The 17,898-nt window shown below is 32.7% G+C and carries 19 protein-coding genes; 12 read left to right on the top strand and 7 right to left on the bottom strand.

What is annotated here, in order from left to right:
• Position 1: 1 nt before the first annotated feature.
• Positions 2-883: a lysophospholipid acyltransferase family protein gene (locus C1H87_RS01620; protein ID WP_102754148.1), complete on the bottom strand. Its 882-nt coding sequence runs from the start codon at positions 881-883 to the stop codon at positions 2-4.
• A gap of 62 nt (positions 884-945) precedes the next feature.
• Between C1H87_RS01620 and C1H87_RS01615 the strand changes: the two genes are divergently transcribed.
• The 5 genes from C1H87_RS01615 (at position 946) to C1H87_RS01595 (ending at position 7,506) form a co-directional block, all read left to right on the top strand.
• Entirely contained in the window at positions 946-1,596 is a 651-nt protein-coding gene (locus C1H87_RS01615; protein WP_102754147.1) for a rhomboid family intramembrane serine protease, read from the top strand.
• Positions 1,597-1,789: 193 nt separating this feature from the next.
• Complete coding sequence (gene lon, locus C1H87_RS01610; protein ID WP_102754146.1) at positions 1,790-4,240, top strand: endopeptidase La; 2,451 nt, start codon at positions 1,790-1,792, stop codon at positions 4,238-4,240.
• Positions 4,241-4,501: 261 nt separating this feature from the next.
• Positions 4,502-5,524: a type IX secretion system protein PorQ gene (gene porQ / locus C1H87_RS01605; protein WP_102754145.1), complete on the top strand. Its 1,023-nt coding sequence runs from the start codon at positions 4,502-4,504 to the stop codon at positions 5,522-5,524.
• A gap of 428 nt (positions 5,525-5,952) precedes the next feature.
• Positions 5,953-6,648 carry a (d)CMP kinase gene (gene cmk / locus C1H87_RS01600; RefSeq protein WP_102754144.1) on the top strand — a complete coding sequence of 232 codons (696 nt, stop codon included), beginning with the start codon at positions 5,953-5,955 and terminating at the stop codon, positions 6,646-6,648.
• Between the two features lie 156 nt (positions 6,649-6,804).
• The gene (locus C1H87_RS01595; protein WP_102754143.1) at positions 6,805-7,506 is read left to right on the top strand and encodes a DUF547 domain-containing protein; all 702 of its coding nucleotides are present in this window, start codon (positions 6,805-6,807) and stop codon (positions 7,504-7,506) included.
• A 117-nt stretch (positions 7,507-7,623) separates the two neighbouring features.
• On the opposite strand, the gene C1H87_RS01590 is transcribed toward C1H87_RS01595, so the two are convergent.
• Positions 7,624-8,787, bottom strand: coding sequence for a carboxypeptidase-like regulatory domain-containing protein (locus C1H87_RS01590; protein ID WP_102754142.1), 1,164 nt, complete (start codon positions 8,785-8,787; stop codon positions 7,624-7,626).
• A gap of 250 nt (positions 8,788-9,037) precedes the next feature.
• The gene (locus C1H87_RS01585) at positions 9,038-9,418 is read right to left on the bottom strand and encodes a LysM peptidoglycan-binding domain-containing protein (protein ID WP_102754141.1); all 381 of its coding nucleotides are present in this window, start codon (positions 9,416-9,418) and stop codon (positions 9,038-9,040) included.
• A gap of 439 nt (positions 9,419-9,857) precedes the next feature.
• Here C1H87_RS01585 and rpsA point away from each other — a divergent pair, with 439 nt between their 5' ends.
• The 6 genes from rpsA (at position 9,858) to C1H87_RS01560 (ending at position 14,799) form a co-directional block, all read left to right on the top strand.
• A complete protein-coding gene (gene rpsA, locus C1H87_RS01580) occupies positions 9,858-11,690 on the top strand; it encodes a 30S ribosomal protein S1 (protein WP_102754140.1) in 1,833 nt (610 codons plus the stop codon).
• A 150-nt stretch (positions 11,691-11,840) separates the two neighbouring features.
• Positions 11,841-12,380 (top strand): bifunctional pyr operon transcriptional regulator/uracil phosphoribosyltransferase PyrR, encoded by a 540-nt coding sequence (gene pyrR, locus C1H87_RS01575; protein WP_102754139.1) that lies wholly within the window; start codon positions 11,841-11,843, stop codon positions 12,378-12,380.
• A gap of 66 nt (positions 12,381-12,446) precedes the next feature.
• Complete coding sequence (locus C1H87_RS01570; RefSeq protein ID WP_102754138.1) at positions 12,447-13,376, top strand: aspartate carbamoyltransferase catalytic subunit; 930 nt, start codon at positions 12,447-12,449, stop codon at positions 13,374-13,376.
• Positions 13,377-13,379: 3 nt separating this feature from the next.
• Positions 13,380-13,712, top strand: a complete 333-nt coding sequence (locus tag C1H87_RS01565; protein ID WP_102754137.1) for a ribonuclease Z — start codon at positions 13,380-13,382, stop codon at positions 13,710-13,712.
• Position 13,713: 1 nt separating this feature from the next.
• The gene (locus C1H87_RS23255; protein WP_158655095.1) at positions 13,714-13,890 is read left to right on the top strand and encodes a hypothetical protein; all 177 of its coding nucleotides are present in this window, start codon (positions 13,714-13,716) and stop codon (positions 13,888-13,890) included.
• A 3-nt stretch (positions 13,891-13,893) separates the two neighbouring features.
• Complete coding sequence (locus C1H87_RS01560; RefSeq protein WP_102754136.1) at positions 13,894-14,799, top strand: ribonuclease Z; 906 nt, start codon at positions 13,894-13,896, stop codon at positions 14,797-14,799.
• Here C1H87_RS01560 and C1H87_RS01555 read toward each other — a convergent pair.
• The 4 genes from C1H87_RS01555 to C1H87_RS01540 all read right to left on the bottom strand — a co-directional run bounded on the left by C1H87_RS01555 (position 14,796) and on the right by C1H87_RS01540 (position 16,994).
• A complete protein-coding gene (locus C1H87_RS01555; protein WP_102754135.1) occupies positions 14,796-15,212 on the bottom strand; it encodes a hypothetical protein in 417 nt (138 codons plus the stop codon). The genes C1H87_RS01560 and C1H87_RS01555 overlap by 4 nt on opposite strands.
• A 284-nt stretch (positions 15,213-15,496) precedes the next feature.
• Positions 15,497-15,922: a hypothetical protein gene (locus C1H87_RS01550; RefSeq protein WP_102754134.1), complete on the bottom strand. Its 426-nt coding sequence runs from the start codon at positions 15,920-15,922 to the stop codon at positions 15,497-15,499.
• A 202-nt stretch (positions 15,923-16,124) separates the two neighbouring features.
• Complete coding sequence (locus C1H87_RS01545) at positions 16,125-16,535, bottom strand: hypothetical protein (RefSeq protein WP_158655094.1); 411 nt, start codon at positions 16,533-16,535, stop codon at positions 16,125-16,127.
• Between the two features lie 39 nt (positions 16,536-16,574).
• Positions 16,575-16,994: a hypothetical protein gene (locus C1H87_RS01540; RefSeq protein ID WP_102754132.1), complete on the bottom strand. Its 420-nt coding sequence runs from the start codon at positions 16,992-16,994 to the stop codon at positions 16,575-16,577.
• A 93-nt stretch (positions 16,995-17,087) separates the two neighbouring features.
• Between C1H87_RS01540 and pdxH the strand changes: the two genes are divergently transcribed.
• A complete protein-coding gene (gene pdxH, locus C1H87_RS01535; protein ID WP_102754131.1) occupies positions 17,088-17,735 on the top strand; it encodes a pyridoxamine 5'-phosphate oxidase in 648 nt (215 codons plus the stop codon).
• The last annotated feature ends 163 nt before the right edge of the window (positions 17,736-17,898 follow it).

Below are 17,898 nucleotides of genomic sequence, written 5' to 3'. Positions count from 1 at the left end.
GTTAGCTGAGGGTGTTGTTTCTGTGTTTCCAGCGTTTGTGGGTCCAGAAATAGTACTCGGGAGCTTCGTAAATTTGTTTTTCCAGCTCTTTAAGGAACATGTCTGTTAATTCATAATCCTTGTATCCATTAGAATCTTCTGCTAGTGTAATAATTTCTGCCTCGTAATAGCCTCTTTTTATTTTGGTAACTTTTAAATAAGCTGTGGAAAAGTCTAACTTTTTAGCCAAACGTTCTGCTCCCGTAAAACAAGGCACTTTAATACCCATAAAAGTACTCCAATGCACATCTTTACTTAGTCGGGGAGATTGGTCGCTTAAAAAACCTGTGATCGTTTTTGTGCCATTAGCTACATTTTGGTTTATGGTACTTGTAGTTTCTTTAGTGCTGATTAATGTTGTATTGAATTTCGATCGAATGTCCCTAACCAACTTATCAAAATGCTTATTTGCAAGCTTTTTATAAACCGCATAGCCTTTGAAATTAATATAATTTTGGAGTACGATAGACCATTCCCAACTGGCATAATGACCAAAAATTAAAATGATACTTTTATTTAAAGACTCTAACCGTTTAAACTCTTCGGGATTGGTAATTTTAAAACGCTTTTCCATTTCTTTTTTGGAGATGGTCATGGTTTTAGCCATTTCCAAAAACATGTCGCATAAATGCTTGTAGAATTTTTTTCTAATAGTTGTTATTTCTTTAGCCGTTTTATCAGGAAAAACCAGCTTCAAATTGTTGTTTACTACTTTTTTTCTGTAACCTATTACATGATAAAGCAGCAGGTAAAGACCATCTGAAACCGTGTACAACAACCTAAAAGGAAGTTTGGATATACACCATAAAAAAGGATAAACAAAAATATAAATTAGAAATTGCATTAATTAGTTTTAGATTTGTAGCGGCAAATATATATTAAATAGATTTTAAACGTTTAAACTACATGGGTAAAATAGACATAATTACAATAATTATTATAGCAGCTAACGTCGTTATATCCTATAAAGGGTTTGGTGATTATAGTTTTTTCGATAAGTATAAGTTTCATGTCGGTGGTGTGCAAAGAGGGGAGAAGGTTAGAATGTTCAGTTCTGGTTTTTTACATGTAGATACACAGCACTTATTATTTAATATGCTTACCCTATACTTTTTTGCACCAGTAGTTATTAACCTTTTAACTCCGTTTTATTTTGCACTGGTTTATGTTGGAAGCTTGTTTTTAGGAAGTTTGCTGTCTTTTCAGTTTCATAAAAACGAATACCACTATAGTGCTGTTGGAGCTAGTGGTGCTGTAACAGGGATTTTATATTCAGCTATTTTATTAAAGCCAGGCATGAGTTTGTATATGTTCTTTGTTCCAATTCCAATACCGGCATATATTTTTGGAATAGGGTATTTGCTATACTCCATTTATGGTATGAAAAACAAAGTTGGTAATATAGGACATGATGCTCATTTTGGTGGTGCTATTGGAGGGTATTTAATTACATTATTATTGTCGCCTTCGTTATTAAAAACAAACTTTTTAATGGTTTGTTTACTAGCCTTACCCATAGTTCTGTTATTTGTTTTAAAAAGAATGGGGAAGATGTAAATTCTTAAAAATTCGTACTAACATAATTTTAAGACTTTGAAATGAGTATATGGCACAGCTATTGAATTATATAGTAGTAGTGTATATGATTACTTTTTCTTAAGTGTTTGATATACATTATTTTAAAAGTTTTTTGAAATTAAAAAATAAATGATCAATCTTGTTTTAATGACAGATTGACCTAAATACATATATGAAGAAATCTAATTTTATGACCCTTGACAGTTTGTCATTTCAGGAATTCGACGAAAACTCAGAGTTGATTCCATTAATGACCCCAGAGGATGAAGAAGCTATAAATAATGAGGAGCTTCCAGAAACCCTACCAATTTTATCATTAAGAAATACGGTATTGTTTCCTGGCGTTGTAATTCCCATTACAGCAGGACGAGATAAATCTATTAAACTAATAAACGATGCCAATAAAGGCGGAAAAGTTATTGGTGTAGTATCTCAAAAAGATGAGTCTGTTGAAAATCCTACGGCAAAAGATATAAACGAAACAGGAACAGTAGCAAGAATACTACGTGTTTTAAAAATGCCTGATGGAAACGTAACTGTTATTATTCAAGGAAAAAAACGTTTTAAAGTAGCAGAGGTTATTACCGAAGATCCGTATATGAATGCTACTATTCGTGATCTTGCAGAGGCAAAACCCGCTGTTAACAATAAAGAGTTCTCTGCAATAATAGACTCTATTAAGGACTTAGCGCTAGAGATTATTAAAGAGAGTCCAAATATCCCCAGTGAAGCATCATTCGCTATTAAGAACATAGAAAGCAATTCATTTTTAATAAACTTCGTGTCTTCCAACATGAACCTTTCGGTAGCCGAAAAGCAGGCACTTTTAGAAATGGATGATCTTAAGAAAAGAGCCTTGGCCACGCTTAAGTATATGAATGTTGAATTCCAGAAATTAGAACTTAAGAATGATATTCAGTCTAAAGTTCAAATGGATATGAGCCAGCAGCAACGCGAATATTTCTTGCATCAACAAATGAAAACCATTCAGGAAGAACTGGGCGGCGTGAGTCATGACGAGGAGATTGAAGAAATGAAGCTACGCGCTAGTGAAAAGTTGTGGGATGAAGACGTGGCGAAGCATTTTGACAAAGAAATAGCTAAAATGCAACGTATGAATCCGCAAGTTGCAGAATACTCGATTCAACGAAATTATTTAGAATTGTTTCTGGATTTACCATGGAACGAGTTTAGTACCGATAAGTTTGATCTTAAACGCGCTAAAAAAATACTGGACAGGGATCATTTTGGATTAGAAGATGTTAAGCGTAGAATTATAGAATACCTAGCAGTATTAAAACTGCGTAACGATATGAAATCACCAATTTTATGTCTGTACGGTCCTCCGGGAGTTGGTAAAACATCGCTAGGTAAATCCATAGCAGAAGCTTTAGGGAGAGAGTATGTGCGTATTTCGCTTGGTGGTTTAAGAGATGAGGCAGAGATACGCGGACATCGTAAAACCTATATAGGAGCTATGCCGGGGCGTATTATACAAAGCTTAAAGAAAGCAGGAACGTCTAACCCTGTTTTCGTTTTAGATGAAATAGATAAACTATCTAATTCGCATCAAGGTGATCCATCATCTGCCATGTTGGAAGTTTTAGATCCTGAACAAAATAGCGAGTTTTATGATAATTTCTTGGAAATGGGCTACGACCTTTCTAAAGTTATGTTTATAGCAACATCTAATAGCCTATCTACCATTCAACCTGCATTGCGCGATCGTATGGAGATTATTAATGTAACTGGTTATACTATTGAAGAAAAGGTAGAAATAGCAAAGCGTCATTTATTGCCTAAACAATTAAAAGAGCATGGTTTAACTACCGAGCATATTAAAATTGGTAAAGCACAATTAGAGAAGATTGTTGAAGGGTATACCCGTGAATCTGGTGTTCGTGGTTTAGAAAAGCAAATTGCAAAAATGGTACGTTATGCAGCCAAAAATATTGCAATGGAAGAAGATTACAATGTTAAAGTTAGTAATGAGGATATCATTGAAGTTTTAGGCGGCCCTAAATTAGAGCGCGATAAATACGAAAATAATAATGTAGCTGGTGTTGTAACAGGATTAGCATGGACGCGTGTTGGTGGTGATATTCTGTTTATTGAGTCTATTCTATCAAAAGGAAAAGGCACGCTTTCTATTACTGGAAACCTAGGTAAAGTAATGAAAGAATCTGCTACCATTGCTATGGAGTATATAAAATCTAATGCAGATCATTTTGGAATAGATGCCGCCATTTTCGATAATTATAATGTGCATATTCATGTGCCGGAAGGCGCTACACCAAAAGATGGTCCAAGCGCGGGAGTTACTATGTTAACATCGTTAGTATCTTTATTTACACAAAAGAAAGTAAAGAAAAGCTTAGCTATGACAGGAGAGATTACCCTTAGAGGTAAAGTACTTCCAGTTGGTGGTATTAAAGAAAAGATTCTGGCAGCAAAACGTGCTCGCATTAAGGAAATCTTGTTGTGTGAAGAGAATAGACGAGATATAGAAGAAATAAAAGAAGAATACTTAACAGGTTTAACATTCCACTATGTAACAGACATGAGTGATGTTATTAAAATTGCTCTTACTGATCAGAAAGTTAAGAATGCGAAAAAGCTTTAAATGCTTAAGATAAGTGAGCCTGTCTTTAAAAAAGTATTAAAAACAAAAATTGCCTCATCGAGCCCAGTCGAGATGTGTTAAAAAGTTCTCGACTGCGCTTGTTTTGAGCAAAATAGAAGACTCGAACGAACATTGAAGTTATATATGTACGTTCGTTTTTTTCTTTTCAATTAAAAAATATAGAATCAAGCTAAAATTACTACAAAATAAAAGACACATCCCTTCGTTTTAAGATAGATTTACTTACTTTGCGCTGTAAATATGCTAAAGACACTTATTACTCTTTTTTGTTTGCTTACATCTATACCCCTTGCCATTGCTCAGGTAGGAGGGGAGACAACCTATCGATTCCTTAATTTGATATCGTCTCCAAGGCAAGCAGCATTAGGGGGTAAAGTACTAACAAATGTCGATTACGATGTTACGCAAGCGCTTTTTAATCCAGCTACTATAAATGTAGAAATGGATAATCAAGTAGCAGTAAATTACACCAGCTATTTAGGAGGTATAGGTTACGGTACGGCTTCTTATGCCTATACCGTAGATAGACATACACAAACATTTCATGGTGGTATAACCTATGTTAATTATGGTTCGTTCGACGGATATGACGAGACTGGTAATAGTACAGGTTCTTTTTCTGGTAATGAAACAGCTTTGTCCATTGGATATGCGCTTCAAATTGGCTATTCAGATTTTTATTTTGGTGCTAATGTTAAGTTTATTTCATCAAAATTAGAACAGTATACTTCAATAGGGGCAGCAGCAGATTTAGGGTTGTTGTATATTAATGAGGATATAGATTTTAATGCGGCTTTAGTAGTAAGAAATCTAGGGAGTCAAATAACAACATATGCTGGACTTCACGAACCCATTCCGTTTGAGGTCGCAATAGGAATGTCCCAATTAATGGAAAATGTCCCGATTCGTTGGCATGTTACTTTTGAAAACCTTCAAGATTGGCCAATTGCCAGACCTAACCCTACACGTGTTACTAGCGATTTGGAAGGGAATCAGACTAACGAAAAAATAGGCTTTTTGGGTCAGGTTATTAGACATACCATTGTTGCTGCAGAAATATTTCCAGAGCGCGGTTTTAATATAAGAATTGGTTATAACTTTCGTAGGGGTGAAGAATTACGAATAATAGATCAGCGTAATTTTTCAGGGTTATCTGCCGGTATTTCAATTAAAATGAATAAAATGCGCTTTAGCTATACACATGCAAAGTATACCAATGCAGCTAATTCTAACTTTTTTGGGCTTCAGATAGATTTGCGGTAGTTCAGTATTTAGTAATCAGTAATCAGTGATCAGTGATCAGTATCAGTTTGCAGTTATCTACATCCTAAATATGCTTTGCGCCTTAGCGTCTTAGCGAGAAGGGATTCAGTATCCAGTAGCAGTAAGCATTGTCAATAATCCCCTTACTCGCTTTGCGTATTCATGCCTTAATCAGAAAAAGGATTAAGCTTTTCGGTAAGCATTATCAGTTTGCAGTTATCTACATCCTAAATATGCTTTGCGTCTTAGCGTCTTTGCGAGAAAAGAAATCAGTATTCAGTTGCAGTATACAGTGCCATACTTCTGGTATTTGTCCTGTATCTTCGCGCTTATACGTTTTACCAAATAACCAATACAACCATAAATTATAACAATTCGTTTTCTTGCTTAAAGTGCTTTAAGTATTTTTGATACCTCAAACATAAAGAATGAATAAAATTACTATAGCTATAGATGGGTTTTCTTCTACAGGAAAAAGTACTGTAGCTAAGCAACTTGCCAAACATTTAGGTTATGTATATGTTGATACTGGTGCGATGTATCGGGCAGTCACGTTTTATGCTATGGAAAATGGCCTTATTGGCGATGATGACTTTAATGTTGAAGCATTAATTTATCAATTACCTCATATGGAAATAGCCTTTAAATTTAATGAAACCTTGGGTTTTGCGGAGGTGTATTTAAATGGCGTTAATATTGAAAAAAAGATAAGAACATTAGAAGTTTCCAGTTTTGTTAGTAAAGTAGCAGCTATATCGCAAGTGAGACACAAGCTAGTAGAACAGCAACAAAGAATGGGGAAGGATAAAGGTATAGTTATGGATGGTAGAGATATTGGTACCGTTGTTTTTCCTGATGCCGAACTTAAATTATTTATGACGGCTTCTGCTGAGAAAAGAGCTATGAGACGCTATGAGGAACTTACAGGCAGAGGAGATAATGTTATTTATGAAGATGTTTTGTTTAATGTTCAAGAGCGTGATCGCATTGATACAACCAGAGAAGATTCTCCATTGGTAAAAGCAAATGACGCTATTGAAATTGATAATTCTAATATGACATTAGATGAACAGTTTGATAAAATTTTAAGTTTAACAAAAATGACTCTTGAGAGCTTGGAATAGAGTTATTTAATCTGTGTTTTTATTCTATAGAACACCACTTCAATAAGCATTTACAGGGAACTTTCATTAAAAGAAATTCATCATTATAAACCATAGGGTGTTAGTTTTTGTTAAAATGACGACTCATTGTGTCATATTAACCTAATAATATTTATAATGAAAAGTATTTTGCCCCTATTTTTATTTATTTGTTTGAACGGATTTGCACAAACAATAGATTTAACAGCATATAATGAGTTTTTAAAAGACCATGTTTCATCTAAAGGTGTCGTGGATTTTGATAAAGTTTTAAAAAATGCAGCTGAATTAAATAAAATAACCCATAGTTTTTCTAAAATATCTCCAAATAGTGGATGGAGTGAAAGTGAAAAAAAGGCGTATTGGATTAATTTTTATAATGCTAATATCATAAAATTATTGTCTGAGCATTATCCAATTAAAAGTATCAACTATGTACAGAATGCCTTTAAATTAAAAGTCATTGATTATGCCGGAGGAAAAATATCTCTTGATGATGTAGAGCACGAAATTTTACGAAGATTAGAAGATCCCAGAATACATTTTGCGCTTTACTCAACAGCTATATCATCGCCTGTATTAAAAAAGACTGCATACGAACCAGAAGCTGTAGAACGTGATTTAGGATTGGCAACCAGCAATTTTTTGAATGATAAAACAAAAAATATAATCAATCCACGTGTTAGTAGACTATCTAAAACCTTTCAATGGTATAAAGATGATTTTGCTAGTTTAGAAGATATGATAAACTTTATCAATAAACATTACGGAGGTGCTAAAATTAATTCAGAAACGCAAATAGTATATATGGAGTATGATTGGAATTTACACCGTAAATAAAATTATAGTTTAAAGAAGAGATTTAAAATGTGTCATCCTATGCTTATGTATAATAGTTTTTATAAACATAGGATGGCAGTATCTAAAATTTAGAGCTATATTTCATTGCCAAATCTTCTATTTTTTATTAACAATTTCATATTGCCTTTCTAAAGGAACACCATATAAGCTTTCCAAACCATCTTTAATACGTTTATAAAACTTCGTATCAGGTGGAGCACTAAGGTTGTTCCAGAAATCGCTGTTATAAGGTATATCGATCATGCCTATGTCTACGTTAATACCATAAGGACTAACTTTTATTTTCTTTTTGTCAGTTATAACTTTGTAGACAAAAGCCTCAGCTTTAAAATGAGTTTCTTTAAGGATACTTCTATGTTCCTCAGGAATTCTGTTTTTTGAAAGATTCCAATCGTGTTTATAATAACTTAAAACCAATTTACCGCTTTCATGATTTTTATAAATATACAAACTATTTCCACGTTCAATTCTATACACCTTATAGCTATCTATACCAATATAAAAGATGATTTTTTCCCACTTCTTTTTAGGATTATGTCCTTCTAAAATAACTACGTCTTCGCCTTCATAAGATGAATCACCAATTTTTTTCCAGATAAACTTCTTTAAGTTTCTTTTATGACTAGAATTGTTGGGTCTAAGCGGATTAAATTGAGCCAGGATATTTATAGAATGCCATTTACTGTCGGGTTTCCAAATTCTGTAGTCAGCAGATTTACGAGATTCAGCAACTTGAATCTCTCCAAAATAAGAAGCGAGTCCACGAGATTCAATCTTAATATAATTCTCTACTAAAAACTTAGCTTTGCCATTTTCTGTTGTCGCACTTCTATATAATAATTCTACCTGGTGGAAGTTGCTTATTGTATTCTGTTTAAGACCTTTTTTTGCCAGGTTAACATATTCAGCTGGTTTCAAGATATTAACCGCATCAAGTTCTGTGACCGTTTCGGTTAAAACTATTTCCTTCTTTTCCTGTTTTAAATAATCTGCTACTTTAATTTTATAAGAATTGAACCCCAAACTAGAAATCGATAATGAGTCTTGAAGTTCGTTCTTGGTAACTAAAAAAGAAAACTCTCCATCTTCGGTACTTGCAGTTCCAATGTATTTTTCAACTATACCAACAGAAACGAAAGGAACCGGAGTCTTGGATTCATCTAAAATAATTCCGTTTATTTCAATTTTAGATTGTTGAGATATACCATTAAGAGAAGACAATAGTATTGCTAGGAGAAAAAGAAATCGTGCATTTTTCATATTTATTTTTATTAATTAATACCCTTTACTTGCCGATCTTTAGGTAAGATACCATAAATTTTTTCTAACTTTCTTTAACTGGTAGCTTAGCAATATTTACAGCAACAAATAGAACAGGATTTTTTGTTTCATTTAAAATAACTCTTCTTGCTTCAAAAGTTTTTAAAAACAAGATCCCAATAAATATATTTATCAGGATCTTAATTTATGAAGTTTAATTAAATGTTCCAAATGCTAGAACATAAGTATGTTACAAATTAGGAATAATCAATTCCTGGTCTGGATGTATTAAATCAGGATTCTTTAAAATATCGGAATTAGCCTTAAAAATATCTTGGTATTTTGATGCGTTGCCATAGTACTTTATAGCTATTTTGCCTAAAGTTTCACCGCTTTTAACTACGTGTCTGTGAAAAACACTTTCATCAGCAACTTTAATATCTGCCATGATATCCGATGGACTTTCACCTCCAATTTCTTTTATTTTATCCCAAATCAGGTTTTTTTCATAAGGTGTATTAGCAGTTCCCCAAACTTTTAAAACGCCGTTTTCTTCTTGTACGTCGCCGTTCTGAATGTTTAGAGATTCTCCCAATTCTAATACTGGTTGGTATTTTGCTTTCATTGTCATAATTATAAGTTTTGATTTAATGATTACAAGATAATAAATTCTTGTCTAGGTTAACATATGTTAAGTTTTATTTTTTTGTTTAGTTTAGACACAGAAGAAAAGCAAAAGTCACATTAATATATTTCGGCTTTATTTAGAATGAAACCTGAAGAAAGTATTAAATGAACGAAATGAATTTTTTGACTTAATGATGTTGACCTCTAGATATTTATACAGATTTAAGACTTTAAGAAGATATTGTACTAAAATTAGGCTAATTTATCGAAAAAATGTATTTTTGCACTCCTTTTAGCGGATTATGGAAAGATAAAAGGAACGAAAACAAAATTTTATATAACGCTTCTGTGTGTTATTCGCATAAAACTTTTCAAAACATACAGAATACAAAAACGTAATGTAGTTGTACTTCTTAATATAAAACTACATTGCATAATTTTAAATGGCTGAAAAAGCAAAACAAGCTGAAGTTGAAGCAACTGAAGCACCAAAAAAAGAAGCTCCAGTAGTATCTGAAGCTCAAGCTAATCCCGAAAAATTCTTAAAAGAGTTCAATTGGCACAATTACCAAGAAGGTATTGATGAGGTTGACGACAAACAACTTAAAGAATTTGAAAAACTAGTAGCAGAAAATTTCGTTGATACACTTAACGATGAGGTTGTAGAAGGTACTGTAGTTCACATTTCTGATAGAGATGCGATTATAGATATTAATGCAAAATCTGAAGGTGTTATTTCTTTAAACGAATTTCGTTACAATCCTAACTTAGCAGTTGGAGATAAAGTAGAAGTATTAATTGATGTTCGCGAAGATGCTACAGGACAATTAGTATTATCTCACAGAAAAGCACGTGTAATCAAAGCTTGGGATCGCGTTAATGCGGCTCACGATAGCGGAGAGATCGTTAATGGTTTTGTTAAATGCAGAACTAAAGGTGGTATGATTGTAGATGTTTTTGGAATTGAAGCATTCTTACCAGGATCTCAAATTGATGTTAAACCAATTAGAGATTACGATCAGTACGTAAATAAAACTATGGAGTTCAAAGTTGTTAAAATCAACCACGAATTCAAAAACGTAGTAGTATCTCATAAAGCACTTATCGAAGCTGATATTGAGATTCAGAAGAAAGAAATCATTGGTCAATTAGAAAAAGGTCAAGTACTAGAAGGTGTTGTTAAAAACATTACGTCTTACGGTGTATTTATTGATCTTGGTGGAGTAGATGGATTAGTTCATATCACAGATTTATCTTGGTCTAGAATTAACCATCCAAACGAAATTGTGGAATTAGACCAAAAACTTAATGTTGTAATCCTTGATTTTGATGAGAACAAATCAAGAATCCAATTAGGATTAAAACAATTAAGCAAACACCCATGGGAAGCTCTTGCTGAAGAGGTGAAAGTAGGTGATAAAGTAAAAGGTAAAGTAGTTGTAATTGCAGATTACGGTGCATTTATTGAAGTAGCAGATGGTGTTGAAGGATTAATTCACGTATCTGAAATGTCATGGTCTACACATTTACGTTCAGCTCAAGATTTCGTTTCTGTTGGAGACGAAGTTGAAGCAGTTATCTTAACATTAGATAGAGAAGATCGTAAAATGTCTCTAGGTATTAAGCAATTAACGCCAGACCCATGGACAGATATTACAGGTAAGTACCCATTAGCTTCTAAGCATACGGGTATTGTACGTAACTTTACAAACTTTGGTGTATTTGTTGAATTAGAAGAAGGTATTGATGGATTGATTTATATCTCTGATTTATCTTGGACTAAGAAAATCAAGCACCCATCTGAGTTCTGTGCAGTAGGAGACAAGTTAGAAGTAATCGTATTAGAGTTAGATGTTGAAGGACGTAAATTAAGTTTAGGTCACAAACAAACAACTGAAAACCCTTGGGATAAGTATGAAACAGAATTCGCTTTAGAAACTGTTCATAATGCGTCTATCGCTGAGATCGTTGACAAAGGAGCTACAGTTGAGTTTAACGAAGATATCGTTGCTTTTGTACCTTCTCGTCACCTTGAAAAAGAAGATGGAAGCAAACTTAAAAAAGGAGAAGCTGCAGAATTCAAAATTATTGAATTTAACAAAGAGTTTAAACGTGTAGTAGCATCTCATACAGCTGTATTTAAAGCAGAAGAAGTTGCTAACGTTAAAGCAGCAGTTAAGAAAGCAGCTAGTGCAGCAGCAGAAGCAAAACCAACTTTAGGTGATGCTAATGATGCTTTACAAGCTCTTAAAGATAAAATGGACGGAAAAGCATAAGCTAATCCCGAAATATAAACTAAAAAGCCTTCAAGAAATTGAAGGCTTTTTTATATGTAAAGAATATTGACTTCGGAAGTATTACATTTATGCTTCCACTTCTAAAATTTTGCATTATCTTTGTACTCCAAACACGTTTGGATAGTTTATATGAGTCAAAAAGTTTTACTTAACGCAAAAGAGGTAAACATCATTCTTCACCGATTGGCTTGTCAACTTATTGAAAAGCATACCGATTTTTCTAATACCGTTTTAATTGGTTTACAGCCACGAGGTATATTTTTAGCCGATAGATTAGCGAAAATATTGGAAGAAGATTACAAGGTTAAAGACATTCAATTAGGTCATCTGGATATTACATTTTACAGAGACGATTTTCGCAGAGGCGATAAAACACTTGAAGCCAATACGACCAAAATCAACTTTTTAGTAGAAGGGAAGGATATTGTTTTTATTGATGATGTTTTGTATACGGGCCGTAGTATTAGAGCAGCCTTAACTGCTATTCAGTCTTTTGGAAGGCCAAACGAAATAGAGTTATTAACACTAATAGACAGACGTTTTAGTAGACATTTACCTATTCAGCCAGATTATCGAGGAAGACAGGTAGATGTTATAAATAATGAAAGAGTAAAAGTAAACTGGAAAGAGTACGATAACGAAGATTCGGTTTATTTAATTGAAAAATAATAATTTTGCTAGTGGCTAGATGGAGAACGACTGGCAACAGAAAACTGCTAACTGAATATTAAAAACATGAGCGAATTAAGTGTCAATCACTTATTAGGTATAAAATATCTTAAAGAAAAAGATATCCAACTTATTTTTGAAACAGCCGATCATTTTAAAGAAGTTATTAACCGACCCATTAAAAAAGTACCTTCGCTTAGAGATATAACTATAGCTAACCTTTTTTTCGAAAATTCAACAAGAACAAAATTATCGTTCGAATTGGCCGAAAAACGTTTATCTGCAGATGTTATTAATTTTTCGTCGGGACAATCTTCTGTAAAAAAAGGAGAGACATTAATCGATACTGTTAATAATATCTTATCTATGAAAGTAGATATGGTTGTAATGAGGCATCCTAATCCGGGAGCAGGTGTTTTTTTATCAAAGCATATAAATGCTAGTATTATTAATGCTGGGGATGGTGCTCACGAACACCCTACACAAGCACTTTTAGATTCGTATTCTATAAGAGAAAAATTAGGGGATGTAGCAGGAAAAAAAGTGGTTATAGTTGGAGATATTCTTCATAGCCGTGTAGCGCTTTCAAATATATTTGCCTTGCAGTTACAAGGCGCTCAGGTTATGGTTTGCGGACCAAAAACCTTATTACCCAAGTTTATTAATGAACTTGGAGTAAAGGTTGAAACAAATTTACTTAAAGCGTTGAATTGGTGTGATGTAGCAAATATGTTACGTGTGCAAAACGAACGTATGGATATTAGCTATTTCCCATCTACCAGAGAATACACCCAACAGTTTGGGGTTAATAAAGAATTGTTAGATTCATTAGATAAAGAAATTACGATCATGCATCCAGGACCTATTAACAGGGGAGTGGAAATTACCAGTGATGTTGCCGATTCTAAACAGTCGATTATTTTGGATCAAGTCCAAAATGGTGTCGCCATTAGAATGGCAGCTATATATTTATTAGCGTCGAAAATAAAACAGTAGATTATGATTTTAGACCAGAATGGAAATACTTCTATAGTTACGCAAGAAAAAGCTACGGTTGTAGAGTTAGTTAAGAAACTACAAGCTTTGTACCCGAAATTTAAAAACAATAATATTATTGTTGTTTTAACGACTTTAAATAAACTAAAACAGCAAGATATTGTTGAGTTTTTGGAAATATCGAATAACCATCGTGCTACCAAGCAATCTTTTGTGGTTGTTTCAGATAAAATTGATATAGATGATATTCCAGACGAAATAGTAGTTGTACCTACCACACAAGAGGCTTACGACATTATTGAGATGGAAGAAATGGAACGCGATTTAGGGTTTTAATATGAATAAACCACACCTTATTGAGTACGTAAACACGGTAACAAGTTTTGGTATGTGTAAGGACGTTGAGCACAATTTGAATTATTTTAACAAACATAACGATACGGCATATACATTTAGTTTAAGGAATAAATTTGTAGTATCAGATTCATTAAATTACAAACCTACTTTTGTATAATATATGAGGCTCACTATTTTAGGTTGTTATAGCGCAACTCCAAGAACACTAAACAATACCACATCCCAAGTACTGGAAATTAATAACCATATGTTTTTAATTGATTGTGGCGAGGGAACTCAAGTACAACTCCGTAAGCATAAAATAAAGTTTAATCGCATTAAACATATATTCATTTCGCATTTACACGGCGATCATTTTTTTGGTTTGGTAGGCTTAATATCAACTTTTAGGTTGCTTACCAGAGAAGCAGACTTACATATTTATGGACCAAAAGGAATCAAAGAAGTGATTACCATGCAAATGAAGCTGGCCGATTCCTGGACTAATTACAACCTGATCTTTCATGAATTAACTTCGGATGCATCAGAATTAATTTTTGAAGATGAAAAGGTAGAAGTACATACAATTCCATTAAACCATAGGGTTTATACCAATGGGTTTATGTTTAAAGAAAAAGAAGGCAACCGTAAATTGGATATTGATGCGGTAGAAGAAGCCAACATTCATGTTGCTTATTACAGAAAACTGGTGCAAGGATTTGATGTGGTTAACGAAGATGGTGTAACCATTAAAAATGAAACAGTTACCAAAGATGGTATTAAACCAATGAGCTATGCCTTTTGTAGTGATACTATGTACAAGGAAGATATTGTGCCGACTATTAAAAATGTAGATGTGTTATACCACGAATCTACTTTTTTAGATAAACATGCGCACTTAGGACCTAAAACCAAGCATTCTACGGCTAAGGAGGCTGCTACAATAGCGAAATTAGCTAATGCAGGTACATTGTTGCTGGGACATTATTCTACGCGTTACGATAGCTTAAATGCCTTCAAAGAAGAAGCTCAGGAAGTTTTTAGCAACGTAGAGTTATGCGAAGATGGAAAAATTTTCGAATTTTAGTATAATTCGTCCAAATCTGTAACCCAGTTTAAAGCTTCATTTAAGGACAAGCTAACCTTAATATTAAACCTTGAGAACATTTTTTCGAATGAAGCATTCATGCACATCATACGGTTATATGATACAATAGAACCACCTACCATTCTTTTATTGTATTTTTTATAAACTTTTGTCCAAATACACGGATCTATAGAATACGAGTTAATTCTATTGGAGATATATCCTATTTTAGCATTTTCACCATAAAAATCTAGAACTTCATTAGTTACAGTTTTAATTTTTGGCCAATCGATGTGTACACCATCACCCAATTCTGAGATTATAAATTTTTCGAATAAAAAAAAGTTACCAAAGCTCATTTGCAATTTGTAGTAATTTAGTTCATTACTAAAGAGAGAATTTTCAAATTTCATTTGCTTAATATTTTGAGAGGCGCATAATTTACAATGTTTTATAAAATACGAAAGCTTTGAAATATCTTTTTTGGGATATTTTTGAATTTTTCTTGGATAATTTTAGTTAAAACAGTAGGAGATTACCAATTATGTAATAAAAAAGCTTCATTCTTAAAAAGAAAAAGCTTCAAATTTCACCTTTAGTCGCAAATTGGACACATTATGACGATTAAAATATTTAGAGGAAAGAATGCTGTATTTTAATAATACTAGACTTTGTATTATTATGAAAAGTTATAGATTTAAGTATTTACGATATTAAATTCTTTTAGGTTCACGATCCAACTAATAGCCTCATTTAAAGTATTACATTTTTTAATGCTCATATTAGATAAGTATTTTTCAATAATAGCAATGTTGAAGTTTAAATCATTATAAGTAACAATAGCTGTAGCAATTAAAAAATTATAAGTCTCATTAAATTTCATCCATTCCCTAATGTCAAGAGAGTATGAGTTTATACGATTCGATATAAAACCAATTTTTAACTCTTCACCATAATGCTCAAACAAAGCCATAATAATGTTTTGAGCTTCTTTAAAACCCAAATGTACACCTTCATTAATTTCAGAAATACAAAAGTGTTTCGTAAAGTAAAATGTGCCAGTTTTTAAAACAATCTTTTTTGAAGCTAAAGTCTTGTAGTAGTTAGAATCTTCAAATCTCATAATTTGTATTTTATCAAAAGATATTTTTTTGTAAGAAAATTACAATAAAAAAATGATAATACAAATTATGTTACTTAATTAAAGGATGTTATATGGTTACAAAAGCTGGAGGAATCATGATTTGTTTTGGTAAAACTAAATGAAGATTGGGAACTGCTCTGTTAATGTGATGCGTAATGTAAAAACGCTCTCGATTTGAGGTTTATTTCGATTCTTCCAAACCTAGAACCCACTCAATAGCTTCATCTAAAGATAAGCATGGGTGAAAATTAACTTTTAAAAATCTTTTTTCTAAAGAAATATTTAAATAGGTCATATAATTATAGTATACAATAGCAATGCCTGTCATTAAATTATACTGTTCTGCTTTTTCCCAATCTTGTGGACTAACCGAATAGGAGTTAATTCTATTCGAAATATAGCCTAATCTCGTATTCTCGCCATAGAACTTAAAAACATTTTTAATGACCATTTCTATTTTAGGCCAATCGAAATGTACACCGGTATGTAATTCTGATATTATAAATTTTTCACATAAAAAAAAATTGCCAAAAGGCAATACGAGCTTGTAATAGTTCAATGTTTTGCTATGGGGGGAATTTTCAAATTTCATTGGGGCATTTTTTGAGAGTATTTGTGAGAGTGAAGGGGTTTATTTAGAATCAACCAAGTTTACAATCCATTCAATAGCGCTATCTAAAGACAAAAAAGGGACTATTTTAACCTTAGAAAACCTTTTTTCTAAAGTAGCGTTTAAATACATCCTATCATTGTAGTACACGATAGCACCACCAATTACAAAACTATTTCTGTTAAAGCGTTCCACTTTTGTCCAAACTTGGGGGTCTACAGAATAAGAATTAACTCTATTAGAAATATAGCCTAGTTTGCTATTTTCACTATAGAAATTCAATACTTCTTTAGCGACTATTTTAATCTTAGGCCAGTCAAAATGTATGCCAGCGTGTAGTTCTGATATTATAAATTTTTCACATAAAAAAAAATCACCAAAGGGCAATTCTAACTTGTAGTAGCTTAACTTTTTACAGTAGAGAGAACTTTCAAATTTCATTGGGATGCTATTCTTTGAGATATAGCTAATTTACGATGTTTCATTAAATTTTAATGCCTTATAAAACATTATTTTTTTGTTATTTTGTAATCTATGGAAAAGGATTTAAGCAATTATAGAAAGTCTTACGAAAAGCACGAATTACTTTTAAAGGATGTACCAGAAAACCCAATGGAATTATTCCAAAAATGGTTTTATGAAATCGATAAATTTTTTGTTGAAGATGAAACCAATGCCATGACGGTTTCTACAATTGGCTTGGATGGTTTTCCAAAGAATCGAGTTGTACTGCTTAAGCGTTTTACCTATGAAGGGTTTATTTTTTACACAAACTATAATAGTGAAAAGGGGCTAGCCATAGCCAAAAATCCTAACGTATGCTTGTCTTTTTTTTGGCATGGAGCCGAACGTCAGATTATTATTAAAGGAAAAGCAGAAAAGATTGCAGAAAACTTAAGTGATGGTTATTTTGAGTCCAGACCAAGAGGAAGTCAGTTAGGAGCCTTAGTTTCAAATCAGAGTGAAATTATAGAGAATAGAGATATCATTGAGAAAAGACTTGTTGAATTAGAAAAAGAATTTGAAGGAAAAGAAATTCCAAGACCAGCTAATTGGGGCGGGTATATCGTTAAGCCTTTTGAAATTGAATTTTGGCAAGGACGCCCTAATAGATTGCACGATAGGATTAGATTCACACTTCAACCAGATTTTAACTGGAAAATCGATCGATTATCTCCTTAAATTACCGTTTAAATACATTTCATTTCGTTTAAAATCGCATTTCGTCGATTAAAAACAAATTTGTACGATAAAATACACGTTTTTAATCGATTTTAACATTTCTTTAACATTCACTTCGGAGTAGGCTACTATTTTTACCATACCTAATCTAAATTACCTACTT

Origin of the sequence: Flavivirga eckloniae (assembly GCF_002886045.1) — a bacterium.
In the GTDB taxonomy this organism is placed as follows: domain Bacteria; phylum Bacteroidota; class Bacteroidia; order Flavobacteriales; family Flavobacteriaceae; genus Flavivirga; species Flavivirga eckloniae.
Note: the sequence above shows the minus strand (reverse complement) of the source record. Positions and strands in the feature narration are given on the sequence as shown.